At 66.1% G+C, this 13,633-nt stretch carries 12 protein-coding genes; 6 read left to right on the top strand and 6 right to left on the bottom strand.

Annotated features, from left to right (window positions below):
• Positions 1 to 2 precede the first annotated feature (2 nt).
• The 4 genes from ABIA65_RS25375 (at position 3) to ABIA65_RS25360 (ending at position 6,457) form a co-directional block, all read left to right on the top strand.
• On the top strand, positions 3 to 2,129 hold the full coding sequence (locus ABIA65_RS25375) for a hydantoinase/oxoprolinase family protein (protein WP_354525273.1): 2,127 nt from the start codon (positions 3 to 5) through the stop codon (positions 2,127 to 2,129).
• A 29-nt stretch (positions 2,130 to 2,158) separates the two neighbouring features.
• Positions 2,159 to 4,459 (top strand): hydantoinase B/oxoprolinase family protein, encoded by a 2,301-nt coding sequence (locus ABIA65_RS25370; protein WP_354525272.1) that lies wholly within the window; start codon positions 2,159 to 2,161, stop codon positions 4,457 to 4,459.
• 90 nt (positions 4,460 to 4,549) lie between these two features.
• Positions 4,550 to 5,356 (top strand): hypothetical protein, encoded by an 807-nt coding sequence (locus ABIA65_RS25365; RefSeq protein ID WP_354525271.1) that lies wholly within the window; start codon positions 4,550 to 4,552, stop codon positions 5,354 to 5,356.
• Between the two features lie 45 nt (positions 5,357 to 5,401).
• The gene (locus tag ABIA65_RS25360; protein WP_241400594.1) at positions 5,402 to 6,457 is read left to right on the top strand and encodes a zinc-dependent alcohol dehydrogenase family protein; all 1,056 of its coding nucleotides are present in this window, start codon (positions 5,402 to 5,404) and stop codon (positions 6,455 to 6,457) included.
• Between the two features lie 35 nt (positions 6,458 to 6,492).
• Here ABIA65_RS25360 and ABIA65_RS25355 read toward each other — a convergent pair whose 3' ends face one another.
• Together ABIA65_RS25355 and ABIA65_RS25350 are read right to left on the bottom strand one after the other, a co-directional pair.
• Positions 6,493 to 6,786, bottom strand: a complete 294-nt coding sequence (locus tag ABIA65_RS25355; protein ID WP_241400595.1) for a DUF3017 domain-containing protein — start codon at positions 6,784 to 6,786, stop codon at positions 6,493 to 6,495.
• Positions 6,783 to 7,637, bottom strand: coding sequence for a bifunctional methylenetetrahydrofolate dehydrogenase/methenyltetrahydrofolate cyclohydrolase (locus ABIA65_RS25350; protein WP_241400596.1), 855 nt, complete (start codon positions 7,635 to 7,637; stop codon positions 6,783 to 6,785). Before ABIA65_RS25350 ends, ABIA65_RS25355 begins: the two co-directional genes overlap by 4 nt.
• 27 nt (positions 7,638 to 7,664) lie before the next feature.
• Here ABIA65_RS25350 and ABIA65_RS25345 point away from each other — a divergent pair, with 27 nt between their 5' ends.
• On the top strand, positions 7,665 to 8,807 hold the full coding sequence (locus ABIA65_RS25345) for an NADH:flavin oxidoreductase (protein WP_354525270.1): 1,143 nt from the start codon (positions 7,665 to 7,667) through the stop codon (positions 8,805 to 8,807).
• On the opposite strand, the gene ABIA65_RS25340 is transcribed toward ABIA65_RS25345, so the two are convergent.
• Positions 8,804 to 9,277: a hypothetical protein gene (locus ABIA65_RS25340; RefSeq protein ID WP_241400598.1), complete on the bottom strand. Its 474-nt coding sequence runs from the start codon at positions 9,275 to 9,277 to the stop codon at positions 8,804 to 8,806. The two genes, ABIA65_RS25345 and ABIA65_RS25340, sit on opposite strands and share 4 nt — an antisense overlap.
• Before the next feature lie 114 nt (positions 9,278 to 9,391).
• On the opposite strand from ABIA65_RS25340, the gene ABIA65_RS25335 reads away from it, so the two are divergent.
• Positions 9,392 to 12,073 (top strand): ATP-binding cassette domain-containing protein, encoded by a 2,682-nt coding sequence (locus ABIA65_RS25335; protein WP_354525269.1) that lies wholly within the window; start codon positions 9,392 to 9,394, stop codon positions 12,071 to 12,073.
• Positions 12,074 to 12,094: 21 nt separating this feature from the next.
• Here the strand turns inward: ABIA65_RS25335 and ABIA65_RS25330 are convergent, their stop codons facing one another.
• Genes ABIA65_RS25330 through ABIA65_RS25320 form a run of 3 tightly spaced genes read right to left on the bottom strand, consistent with a single transcriptional unit; the run spans position 12,095 to position 13,631 of the window.
• A complete protein-coding gene (locus ABIA65_RS25330; protein ID WP_241400600.1) occupies positions 12,095 to 12,658 on the bottom strand; it encodes a pentapeptide repeat-containing protein in 564 nt (187 codons plus the stop codon).
• Complete coding sequence (locus tag ABIA65_RS25325) at positions 12,659 to 13,264, bottom strand: GTP-binding protein (protein WP_241400601.1); 606 nt, start codon at positions 13,262 to 13,264, stop codon at positions 12,659 to 12,661.
• A complete protein-coding gene (locus tag ABIA65_RS25320; protein WP_241400602.1) occupies positions 13,245 to 13,631 on the bottom strand; it encodes a DUF742 domain-containing protein in 387 nt (128 codons plus the stop codon). The genes ABIA65_RS25325 and ABIA65_RS25320 overlap by 20 nt, the downstream gene beginning before the upstream one ends.
• Positions 13,632 to 13,633: the final 2 nt, after the last annotated feature.

Raw genomic sequence — 13,633 nt, 5'->3', positions numbered from 1 at the left:
CCATGAAAAGAATCTCCGTCGATATCGGCGGCACCTTCACCGACTGCTTCTTCGTCTGGGACGACAAATACATCGAGGCCAAGGCGCTGACCACGCACCACAACCTCGCGCTCGGCTTCAACGAAGCGCTCGATCTGGCTTGTAAGAGAGCCGAACTCGACCGGGGCACCGCCCTTGCCGAGGTGGACTCGGTCCGTTACGCGACGACACTGGGCACCAACGCACTCATCGAGCGCAAGGGCCCGATGGTGGGGGCGATCGTGACCCATGGATTCGAGGACACCATCCCGTTGTCGCGCGGACGTGGCTACGGTGAGGGACTGGACTCCTCGATGCAGCAGAATCTACCCGCCGCCGAAAGACCTGAACCCCTGGTGCCGCGCCGGCTGATCCGCTCAGTCAAGGAGCGGGTGAACTCGGCGGGAAAGGTGGTTGCCCGCCTCGACCCGCAGGACGTTCGCAACGTTGTGCGTGAACTCGTCGACGCCGGCGCCGAGGCGCTTGTCGTATCGCTGACGAACGCCACCGAGAACCCGGAGCACGAACTGCAGATCCAGGAGATCATCCTGGAGGAGTTCCCGCTGCATGAGCTGGGTGCCATTCCCATCCTGTTGGGCCACCAGGTTTCTGGCCGCAAGGGCGAGTACGTCCGCGCGACGTCGACGATCGTCGATGCGTTCCTGCACGAGATCATGTTCCACGCGTTGAGCCAGCTGTCGAACAACCTGCGCGACTTCGGCTACGACAAGCCGATGCTGGTGGTGCACAACTCGGGTGGCATGGCGCAGATGAACTCCACCGATGCCCTGCAGACCATTCACTCGGGCCCGATCGCGGGAGTCGGTGCGGCTGAGCATCTCTCAACCGAGACAGGGCTGGGCCACGTGATCTCCACGGATATGGGCGGCACCTCGTTCGACATCGGGTTGGTCCCCGAGGGCGGGGTGAAGCACTACGACTTCCTGCCGACGATCGACCGGTGGCTGGTGTCGGTGCCGATGGTGCACCTCGACACCCTCGGCGCCGGCGGCGGCTCCATCGCGTCATACGACCGGATCCACGACGCCATCAAGATCGGTCCGGAGTCAGCAGGCTCCAACCCCGGGCCCGCCTGCTACGACCGCGGCGGTCTGCGGGCCACGGTGACCGACGCCGACCTGCTACTCGGCTATCTCGACCCGGACAACTACGCCAACGGCTATATCAAGCTCAATCCGAAACGCGCAGTGTTCGCCATCGAGGAAACCCTCTGCGACGAACTGGATTCCGATGTCCTTGATATCGCCAAGGAGATCAAACGCGGTGTCGACGAACAGATGGCGATCGGCATTGGCAAAGAGCTGCGGGTGCGCGGCTACCTCCCCGAGGACTTCACGATGCTGGCCTACGGCGGCAACGGACCGCTGCACGCCTGCGGAATCGCGAAACACGCCGGGATCAAACGGGTGCTGGCACCGCCCTTCTCGTCGGTGTTCTCGGCCCTTGGCGCCGGCAACATGCGTCAACTGCACTTCCACGAACGCGGTGCACACGTGGTGCTCTACAACGCGACCACCCGCGCCCTGTACGACCGCTATGACGAGTTCAATGACATCGTCGCTGACCTCGAGGCGTTGGGCCGTGAAGACCTCGTCCGCCAGGGCTTTGCCGCCGAGGATGTCCACTACCGACTTGAACTGGACATGCGGTACGGAAACCAGTTGCTCACACAGGCAGTGACTCTCGATATCAATCGAATCAACGGGGTCGGTGACGTGTTGCACGTCATCAAGACCTTCGGCGAGGTGTACAGCCACCGGTTCGGCGCGAGTTGCGCCGCGCCCGAGGCGGGCATCCGGGTCGGGACAGTACGGGTGGCGTCCTACGTCGAGGGTGACGTCGTGCGCTTCGACTCACTGGAATACGGTGGCACGCGGCGCATCCCGGTCGCAGTGGGCCGGCGGGCCGCTCATTTCGTCGACTCGGACGGCGCCGCGGACACCCCGGTCTACGACCAGCACGCGCTGACCCATGAGCATGTCATCCCGGGTCCGGCGATCGTGACCACCGAGAACACCACCTTCCTCGTCGAGCCTGGCTGGCGCCTCGAGCCCACCCGCCAGGGCGCGGTGTGGTTCCTGCAGGACTGACCGGACAACAAGAACAGGATCAATCAATCATGACCACATTCGACGATCGGCCTCAAGACCTCTCCGAGCAGGAGCAGGAATGGGTCGACAAGTTCATGGACGAGACAACGCTGTTCCTCGGGCCGGACCCGGAGATCATGCGTTCACACAGCATCGCCGAGCGATCAGTCTACGAGGACGCCTGTATCGCCAAGGGCGTTGACCGAGTGACTGTAGAGCGGGTACGCAAACGCATCGCCGGCGCCCTCGACGAGGGCTACGAGATGTGCGAGGCGCAGGGCGCCGCGCCCGGCGCGAAGTGGGGCGACCTCACCACAGCCATCTACACGGCCGCCGGTGACGTTTCCTACCTGTCCTGTCACGGGGTGATCGCGTTCTCCGCCATCCTGCACCACCCGATCCGGTACATCATGAAGTACTGGAAGGACGAGCCGACCGTCGGCATCCACGAAGGCGACGGATTCATCCACAATGACGCCCGGTTCGGCAATGTGCACAACACCGACCAGTCCATGATCATGCCGATCGTGCGTGACGGTGAGATCATCGCCTGGGTCGCCGCGACCATCCACGAGGGCGAGAACGGCGCCTGCGAACCCGGTGGCATGCCGTCGGGTTCGGAGACAGCGTTCGACGACGGGCTGCGGATGAGCCCGTTCAAGATCGTCGAGCGCGGCCATCTGCGCCGCGACCTGCTGACTTTCCTGCAGCATTCGGTACGGGATCCGAAGCTCCAACTCGCCGACCTGAAGGTCAAGATCGGCTCGGTTCGCCGGATCATGGAACGTGTCGACGCCATCATCGAAGAGGTCGGCGTCGAGGCCTTCGTCGGGGCACTGCGAGTGACCATCGAGGACGTTGATGCCGAGGTGCGCCGCCGGATCAGCGAGTTGCCAGACGGCACAGTGAGTTTCAACCAGTTCATGGACAGCACGTTGAAGGAGAACATCCTTATCAAAATGGCGTGCAAGATCCACGTCAAGGGTGACAAGATGACCGTCGACCTGCGCGGCACCGGCCCCGAAATCCTGAACCGGGCCATGAACTCGCCGCTGTGTTCGGTGAAATCGATGATGATGCAGGCGATTCTGGCGTTCTGGTGGCCGGATCTGCCACGCTGCACCTCGGCGATGAGTTGTATCGACATCATCTCCGACGAGGGCACCTGGGCCGACGCGTCCTACGACGCGCCGATGGGACAGTCGCTGCAGGCGTCCTTCCGTGGCTTCTCGGCGCTGCAGTCGCTCTACGGCAAGATGCAGTTCTCCACCCCAGACAAGCACTCCAACGTGGTGGCGAACTGGTTCAACCAGATCAACACCTTCCTCTGGGGCGGTATCACCCAGCACGGGGACTCGGTGGGCAACCTGTGCGCCGACCTCAACGGCATGCCGGGCGGGGCCAAGCCATTTCGGGACGGCGAGGACGCGGTCTCGCCGCTGTTCTGCGCGATGGCCGACACCGCCGAGCAGGAGGTCATGGAGGAGGAGGTGCCCTTCATGCAGCTGGTGTCCAAACGCCTGGTTCGCGACAACATGGGATTCGGCAAATTCACCGGCGGCATGGGCTACGAGATGATCGTCGCCAGCGAGGGCAGCCCGCACTGGGGCTTCATGACGGTGACCTCGGGAGCCAAGTTCTCCTCGATCTACGGCATGTTCGGCGGCTACGGTTGTGGCACCTACCCCCTGTCAATGGTCAAGGGGATCAACGCCTATGACGCCATCCGTAAGGATTCCAGCAAGTTCGACCTGTCCATCGAGAAGGTCATGAACGAGCGGCCGTTCGAAGGCGGCAAGTACATGACGTCCCATATGGGTCTGCAATTCGACGTCGCCAAGGACGGCGAGTTGTACATGATCGCCCAGGGCGCCGGCGGCGGCTACGGTGACCCGCTGGAGCGCGACCCGGAGTCGGTGATCAACGACGCCGAACTCGGTCGGATCAGCCCCAAGGTGGCGCGCGACATCTTCGCAGTGGTGTACGACGAGAAGACGTTCCGCATCGATGCCGAAGCCACTGAGACGGCACGCGCGCAGGCCCGGGAGGTTCGACTGGAGCGGGGCAGGCCGTATCAGGAGTTCGTCGACAAGTGGGTCACCCCGGAGCCGCCGAAAGACCTTCTCTACTACGGGTCCTGGGGCGATGACACCGATGAGTTGACCGCCACGGTGTTCGGGATCGACGGGCCGTCTCGGGTTAAGGCGACCATCGACGAGATGCCAATCATCATGGTCCCGGACCGCCGCGAGGTGAAGATCGGGCAACTCGAGGCGCGGATCGCGGAGCTTGAGTCCAAGCACGGTGAGACCGTGCGGCGCCTCGCCTGACCCGACCCTGGGGTGGGAACCGAGACTCGGTTCCCACCCCAGGGTCGGCGGGTCCCGCGCAGTACGGCACGCCACCTGAGGAGAATCACGATGGCCACGAAGTTCGACAACGTCCTGACCAGTCCGCCTTCAGGGCGGTCGGTCCCCCTGATCCTCGACCACGCGTCGTACGGGTCGGCACGCATCCTGCGCGGTGCCCCCGTGCCGTGGTCCGAGCCAATTGAATGCCAAAGCTATTTCGGCCAGGCACAGGGGTTGCTGCGGCCCGACACCACCCTGGTCGACATCGGAGCCGCCTACCATCAGCAGTTGTCCGCGCAACCGGGTCTGCTCGACGCCATGGGTGCGCGCGGCCGTACCGGGTACGCACTGAAGACGCTGCTGGCTGATGACGAGCTAGCAGCGTCGGCGGCCCGATTGGTCGAGGTGCTGAGCAAGACTAGCCACCAGCCCGTCGTGTTGCAGGTGCCTGCGCCGCTGCGCTGGCTCGCACTAGCGCAAACCCGGTGCGGCAACGACAATCTGGCCGACATCGAGCCAGACCACGGTGAATCAGCATCAATGTATCTGGCCGCCTGGTTACGGCGTTTCGAGGCCCTGCCGATAACGCTGCTGCTCCTCGACGGCCGCCGCAACGACGACCCGGCGTTGACCGGCCTGGTGCAGGAGAATCTGGCCGCCTACACTCCGTTGTCGAACGCGGTCGAGCACTATCGCTGGGGTCTGGCTCTGCGGACCGACGCCGAATTGCTCTTCCACGGTGGCGAACCGGGTGCTGTTGTGCCGCAGTCCTTCTGGACCGACGGCATCGCCCCGCATGGACGCGCACTGTTTGCCGAGGTGCCGGCCGACGCGGAGCCCGAACTCGTACTGACCCAACTGGCGCTTCTCGTCTGAGCGCTGCGCCCCATCCAAGTCCACTACTCACCGAAGGAGATCGCAATGAAAGCTCTCGTCTACCACGGAGCGGGCCGCAAGTCGTGGGACACCGTCGCAGACCCCCAGATCGAGGCTCCCACCGACGCCATCGTGAAGATCGACGCGACAACGATCTGTGGAAGCGATCTGCACATCCTCAAGGGCGATGTCCCCACCGTCCGCGAGGGACGGGTGCTCGGGCACGAGGGCGTCGGCACAATCGTGGAGACGGGAAGTGCGGTCGGCACACTGCGAGTCGGCGATCGGGTGATTCTGGCCTGCATCAAGAACTGCGGGCACTGTGACTACTGCCGGCGCGGCATCCACTCGCACTGCGCCGCAGCCGAAGGCGCCCCAGGAACGGGCTGGATCCTCGGGCATCTGATCAACGGCACTCAGGCCGAGTACGTCAGGGTTCCCTTCGCGGAGACATCGGTACACAAACTCCCCGAAGGCGTGACCATGGCGCAGGGGGTGATGCTCTCCGACATACTTCCCACCGGGTTCGAGATCGGCGTCCTGTATGGGCGGGTAAAGCCCGGCGATGCTGTCGCGGTCATCGGCGCCGGACCGGTGGGCCTGGCCGTGATCACCACCGCCGGCCTCCAGGGGGCCGCCCGCGTCATCGCCATCGACGTGGACGAGACCCGAGCGCGGAACGCCCTCGACTTCGGTGCGACCCATTGGGTGAACTCGAGTGAACTCGACTGGTATGACCAGGTACTCGCACTCACTGATGGGCAAGGAGTCGACGTCGCGGTTGAGGCGGTCGGAATTCCCGCGACATTCCAGATGGCGCTGGATATCGTGCGCCCCGGAGGGAACGTCGCCAATGTCGGTGTCCACGGTCGCTCAGTCAGCCTCGCGCTCCAGGACTTGTGGATCAAGAACATCAACATCTCGATGGGCCTGGTCAACACCAACACGCTGCCGATGCTGTTGCGGTTGGTCGAGGATGGCGTTCTGAATGTCGACAAATTCGCGACCCACCATTTCGACCTCGGTGATGTCCTCGACGCCTACGACGTCTTCGCTGATGCGGCCAAGACGGATGCCCGCAAAGTTGTTCTCAATGGCTGACCCCGGACGGCCTGCGTCGGTAGGCACCCATATGTCTAGCTGGTGCCGAGCGGGTCAATCGTCCACGCGATGAAGAACATTGCCGCGCTCACCGTGGCGGTGGTCGCAACGTCGATGGTCCGTGATCGCACCACGAGCAGACCGGCGCGGCTATCGGTCATGGTCAGGCGCATCGCGGCCGCGACACCCACCCCGATCGCCAGCACCAGCGCGCCTCGGCGCCAATAGCCCGCGGCGACCAGCCCGAACGCCGCAAGAAAGAACAGTCCGACGGTCAGGATCGGCCACTGACCGGCGAACACCTTGCGGGCGAACTCCCTTGGTGTCACTTAATTTTGGCTTCGTCCAGCTCGACGACGTTGGTCAGGAGGAAGGCCCGTGTCAACGGTCCGACGCCGCCCGGGTTCGGCGAGACGTGCCCGGCGACGTCCCAGACGTCGGGGTGGACGTCGCCGACGAGCTTGCCTGCCTCGTCGCGGCTCACGCCCACGTCCACGATCGCCGCACCCGGCTTCACCATATCGGCGGTGAGCATGTGTCCCACTCCGACCGCGGCAATGATGATGTCGGCCTGGCGCGTGATGTCCGGCAGATTCCGTGTCCCGGTGTGGCACAACGTGACCGTGGCGTTCTCCGACCGGCGGGTCAGCAGCAGGCCCATCGGTCGGCCCACCGTGACACCACGACCGATCACCACGACGTGCGCCCCGGCGATCTCCACGTCGAACCGTCGCAGCAGGTGCACGATGCCGCGCGGCGTGCACGGCAGCGGTGCGGGCTCGTTGAGGACCAGGCGGCCGAGGTTGGTGGGGTGCAGGCCGTCGGCGTCCTTGCCCGGATCGATGCGCTCGAGCGACGCGTTCTCATCGAGGTGCTTGGGCAGCGGGAGTTGCACGATGTAGCCGGTGCACTCCGGGTTGGCGTTGAGTTCATCGATGGTCTCGTTGAGCGCCGTCTGGCTGATGTCGGCGGGCAGGTCGCGCCGGATCGAGGTGATGCCGACCTTCGCGCAGTCGGCATGCTTGCCCCGCACGTAGGCCTGCGACCCCGGATCGTCGCCGACGAGGATCGTGCCGAGACCCGGCGTGCGGCCCGCGGCGGTGAGAGCCGCCACCCGCTTCTTCAGGTCCTCGAAAATCTCGTCGCGTGTGGCCTTGCCGTCCAGAATGATCGCTCCCACGCAAGCCATTGTGGCAGGCTCACCAAGATGAACACTCCGCCCAATGTGTTCACCCCGGCCCAGCTCGGCCCGGTGACGCTTCGCAACCGCATCATCAAGTCGGCCACCTTCGAGGCGTCCAGCCCGAACTCGCTGGTCACCGACGATCTGATCGAGTTCCACCGCCTGCCCGCAGCGGGCGGGGTTGGCATGACCACGGTCGCCTACCTTGCGGTGACCCCCGGCGGTCGCACGCAGGGTCCGGTGATCTGGTGGCGCCCGGAGGCCATCCCCGGACTCCGCACCCTGACCGACGCCATCCACGCGGAGGGTGCGGCCGTCAGCGCGCAGATCGCGCACGCAGGCCCCGTCGCCGATGCTCAGTCCAACAAGACCGAAGCGCTAGCCCCGATGACGAGCAAGCGCGCGAGGGGTGCCACCCGCGACGACATCGACGACATCGTCGCAGCGCATGCGAGTGCCGCCCGCTTCGCGATCGACGCGGGGTTCGACGCCGTCGAGATCCACCTCGGGCACGGCTACTTCGTCAGCTCCTTCCTGAGCCCGCTGATCAACAAGCGCGACGACGAGTTCGGCGGCTCCCTGCAGAACCGCGCGAAGGTGGCACGCAGCGTGGTCGAGGCGGTGCGCCGCGCCGTCGACGACGCCGGAGCGGGCAAGATCGCCGTGACCGCCAAGCTCAACATGGCTGACGGAGTGGACGGCGGGATCACCGTCGAGGAGTCACTGCAGACGGCGAAATGGCTTCAGGACGACGGCTGCCTGGATGCGATCGAGCTCACCGCGGGCAGCTCGTTGGTGAACCCGATGTACACGTTCCGGGGCGGTGCGCCGGGCAAGGACGTCCCCGCGCTCGCCAAAGTCGTCCGCGAATACCCTTACTATGACGCGTATCTGCTCGACGATGCCCGCCTGTTTCGTGCCGAGCTGACGATGCCGCTGATCCTTCTCGGCGGCATCACCAACCGCGAGACGATGGATCTGGCGATGGCCGAGGGATTCGAGTTCATCGCGATGGGACGAGCACTACTGGCCGAACCCGATCTGTTGAACCGCATCAAGGCCGACGGCGACGCGCACACCGTGAGGTCGGTCTGCACGCACACCAATGACTGCGTGGTCACCATCTACAGCCACACCCACTGCGTCTTGACCGGGTCCCCCGGCTAGCGTCCCGCGGCCTTGGACACCGGCGCGGCCTCGGGCTGGCGGAAGTCCTTGAACTGCAGCATCACCTCGTCGCGGACGATGCGCAGCCCGGAGGTCAGCAGAAGCTTCTTGTCCGACACCGTGTAGTTCACGTCCTCGGTACGGACGCCGAAGCAGCCGTTCTGCAGGGCCGTCGCGGGCAGGGTGAGAAGCGCGCGGTCACTGCGGCGCACTCCGCGGTACTCGTATTGGCCGCCGCCATCGACGCAGATCGCGATCAGGGACCGCGCGGTGCGACCGACCAGCACCGGACGCTGCGGCCCATCACAGCGTGCCGCCGATGTCACGAAACCATTGCTGTCCATCGTGAGATCGCCCGGCGCCGCGGACGCCGAGGGCAGAGCATCACCCGTTGCCAGGTTGGCGCACAGAGCCACTGCGATCACGCCCACGGCGGCCGTTGCACGCACCCGGGGACTCGTCATCGCCATGGAGCTACGACACCACGACCAACCTCGCCAAGGGCGTCAATCGTGGGCACGAATACCAAATCGTTAACCCGTCGAAATCAACGCCCGTGCGCGGTACCGATAGAGTTGCCTTCGATGACGCGACCCTCACCGCCCGCGCTGACCGTTCGGTATGACGGTTCGTCCCGCACCTTCGCGCCAGGAAACGACGTTGTCGTTGGCCGCGATCTCCGTGCCGACGTCCGGATTGCCCACCCGCTGACCTCGCGTGCCCACTTGATCCTGCGATTCGACCAGGGCCGATGGCTGGCCATCGACAACGGCTCCCTCAACGGGATGTACGTCAACGGCCAGCGCGCCCCCGTCGCCGACATCGCCGACGGGCTCGGCGTCAACATCGGCAACCCCGATGGGCCCCGACTGACCTTCGAGGTCGGGCATCACCAGGGCGCCGCCGGGTCGCCACCGCCGACCGAGGCGGTGCCGGTCGCAGGTCGGCCCAGCGCCGCATGGCCCACCCAGCCGCCGCACGCGCCGCCGGCCAACCGGCCCCCGATGCCGCCACCGCCGGGACCGCGCGCACAGCCGATGTACCCGTCGGGTCAGCAGCCGCGTTACCCGTCGGGCCCCACGCCGATGCCGCCCAGCGGCGGACAGCCCGCCTATCCGAGCGGCCCGCAGTCGTCGTACCCCAGTGCGCCGCATGCCTACCCGAGCGCGCCGCAGCAGGCGTACCCGCCACCGCACGTGTCGCAGCCGATCTCGGGGCCGTCGGCCGAACCGGTCACCCAGCTGGGCCCGACGGCCGCACCGCGCCAGAGTGAGGGCAATCTCGCCACCAGCATGATGAAGATCCTGCGCCCCGGACGGGCGCCGGAGGCTCCTGCGGGGTCGGTCAAGATCGGTCGCGCGACCGATAACGACATCGTCATCCCCGACGTGCTGGCCGGGCGCCACCACGCCACCCTGGTGCTCACCCCCACTGGCACCGAGATCCGCGACAACCGCAGCATCAACGGCACATTCGTCAACGGCACCCGTGTCGACGCGGCACTGCTGCGCGACGGCGATGTGGTCACCATCGGCAACGTCGACCTGGTGTTCACGGGCGGAACGCTGGCCCGGCGCACCGAGACCGAAGCCGCCACCCGCACTGGCGGGCTCGACGTCAACGGCGTCACCTGGACCATCGAGGGCAATAAGACGCTGCTCGACAACATCTCGCTGACCGCGCGACCGGGCACCCTCACCGCGGTGATCGGGCCGTCCGGCGCGGGCAAGTCCACCTTCGCCCGACTGGTCGCCGGATACACCCATCCGACCTCCGGCACGGTGACCTTCGAGGGCCACGACGTCCACGCCGACTACGCCTCGTTGCGCTCCCGAATCGGGATGGTCCCCCAGGACGATGTCGTGCACGGCCAGCTGACCGTCAAGCAGGCGCTGATGTACGCCGCGGAACTGCGGCTGCCACCGGACACCACTACGGCCGACCGCGAGCAGGTCGTCATGCAGGTGCTCGAGGAACTCGAGATGACCAAACATCTGGAGACCCGCGTCGACAAGCTGTCGGGCGGGCAGCGCAAGCGCGCATCGGTTGCACTCGAGCTGCTGACCGGCCCGTCGCTGCTGATCCTCGACGAGCCCACCTCCGGCCTGGATCCCGCACTGGACCGCCAGGTGATGACGATGCTGCGCCAGCTGGCCGACGCCGGCCGTGTGGTGCTGGTCGTCACGCACTCGCTGACCTACCTGGATGTCTGCGATCAGGTGCTGCTCCTGGCGCCGGGCGGCAAGACCGCGTTCGCCGGGCCGCCCAGCCAGATCGGGCCGCAGCTCGGCACCACCAACTGGGCCGATATCTTCAGCGCCGTCGCGAGCGACCCCGACGGTGCCAGCCGCAAGTTCCTCGAACGCAACGGTCCAGCGGGTCCCGCACCGCAGGCCGGTGAACCCGCCGATCTCGGCAGCCCAGCCGCCACCAGCGTTATGCGGCAGTTCTCGACCATCGCGCGACGACAGATCCGGCTGATCGTCTCCGACCGCGGCTACTTCATCTTCTTGGCCATCCTGCCGTTCATCATGGGCGTGCTGTCGCTCTCCGTGCCCGGCTCCACCGGCTTCGGTCAACCCGATCCGCTCGGCGACGCGCCCAACCAGCCGGGCCAGGTGCTGGTGCTGCTCAACGTCGGCGCCATCTTCATGGGCACCGCGCTGACGGTCCGCGACCTGATCGGCGAACGCGCGATCTTCCTGCGCGAGCAGGCGGTCGGCCTGTCCACCACTGCCTATCTGCTGGCGAAGGTCTGCATCTACTCGGTGTTCGCGATCGTGCAGTCCGGCATCGTCACGGCGATCACGCTGATCGGCGTCGGCATGCCCAAGAATGGCGCGGTGATGCTGGGCAGTAGCGAAACGGCTGCCGCCATCGAGCTGTTCCTGGGAATGGCCGCCACCACCGTGTGCGCGGCGACGGTCGGCCTCGCACTGTCGGCGTTGGCGAAGACCAGCGAGCAGATCATGCCGCTGCTCGTCGTGGCGGTGATGAGCCAGCTGGTGTTCTCCGGCGGCCTGATCCCGGTCACGGGCCGGGCACCGCTCGACCAGATGTCGTGGGTGACGCCTGCCCGCTGGGGTTTCGCGGCGACGGCGTCAACGGTAGGCGTCACAGACATGGTGAAGCCGCCGATCATGCCCGACGACGCGCACTGGAGGCACACCTCCGGGGCGTGGCTCTTCGACATGGCCATGCTGGCCGCGCTATCGGTGTTCTACCTGAGCTTCGTGCGGTTCAAGATCCGCCTCAAGGCCGGCTAGGTCCGCCCAGCTGCCCGCGGGTCAGTCGCCGCCGAGGACCAGGCCGTGCGCCACGGCGTAGGCCATCGCCTGATCGATGTCGACCCTGGCCCCGCGGAGCTTCGCGGTGGTCCAGAACGTCGCGTCGACGCGCGCCCCGCGTAGATCGGCCTGCTCGAGCTTGGCGTCCTGCGTGCGGGCGCCCATCAGGTCCGCGCGCCGCAGCACCGCCTTGCGCAGGTCCGCGCCGACCAGGCTGGCCTCCCGGAGGCGACAGTCCGACAGGTCCACCTTCTGCAGGTCACACGCCGCGAGCACGGTCAGCGTGAGGTCCACCTCGGTGAACGTCGCCGGCCGCATCCGGCTCTCGGAGAACACCGATCCGAGCAGACTGCACTGCGCAAACGTGCTGTGCTGCAGGGATGCCCGCCGGAAGTCGCAGTTGCGGAACGCCGAGCCGTAATGCTCCGACTCGGTCAGGTCGACACCGGAGAAGTTGCAGTCGGTGAACACCACCCGCTCGGTACGCAGTCGGCTGAGGTCCTCGTCGCGAAAGTCGTGGCCGGTGAACTCTTGGTCCACCCACACCTGTTCGGAATCCGCCATTTATGACGCGTTGCTGAGGTTGGTCAACGCGTACTCGGTGACCGCGATGAGCGACGCCCGCGCCGAGTGGCGGTCACGGGCATCAACGAGGACTACCGGGATGTGGTCGGGCAGCGCGAGCGCCTTGCGCACTTCCTGCGCTGGATACCTTGGTGCACCGTCGAATTCGTTGACACCGATGACGAACGGCAGCTTGCGGGCCTCGAAGAAGTCGACGGCGGCGAAACTGTCCTGTAGGCGTCGCACGTCGACCAGGATGATCGCGCCGATGGCACCGCGGATGAGGTCGTCCCACATGAACCAGAACCGCCGCTGCCCGGGCGTGCCGAACAGGTAGAGCACCAGATCGTCAGCCAGGGTGATGCGCCCGAAGTCCATGGCGACGGTGGTGGTGGTCTTGTCCGGTGTCGCCTCGAGACCGTCCAACCCCTGTGAGGCGTTCGTCACGATGGCCTCGGTCCGCAGCGGCATGATCTCCGAGACCGCACCGACGAATGTCGTCTTGCCAGCACCGAATCCGCCGGAGATCACGATCTTCGTTGAGGCGGTCTCCCGCCGCCGCTGGGTTGCGGTGTCTCGGGGACCATCAAAGTGCCCGTAGGCCACGCAAGGTCCTTCCTATCAGCTCTCGTCGTTCATCCGTGGTCGCCGACTCCGAAAGGGTGGCATGCACCCGAAGATACCCTTGCGTCACCAAATCGCCGATCAGCACGCGCGCGACGCCGAGTGGCAAGGACAACAACGCGGCGATCTCTGCGACCGATGGGCTGCTCACGCCCAGCTGAAGAATCCGGGCCCGAATGTCGTTACCCGGCCAGCGCGGCGCGGGGCCGGGCTCGAGCGTCCCGACCGGTGCCTCGAGCGGCAGTTCGACCCGGGAGTTCGTGCGGCCCGACGTCAGGGTGTATGGCCGCACCAGGCTGGGCTCACCCAGCGGTTCCCTGGACTCCCATCCGTCGCGCCACCTGTCCATGA

The organism is Mycolicibacterium sp. 624, from assembly GCF_040548615.1.
Lineage (GTDB): Bacteria > Actinomycetota > Actinomycetes > Mycobacteriales > Mycobacteriaceae > Mycobacterium.
The sequence above is the reverse complement of the archived record's forward strand: the minus strand, read 5'-3'. Positions and strand labels throughout refer to the sequence as shown.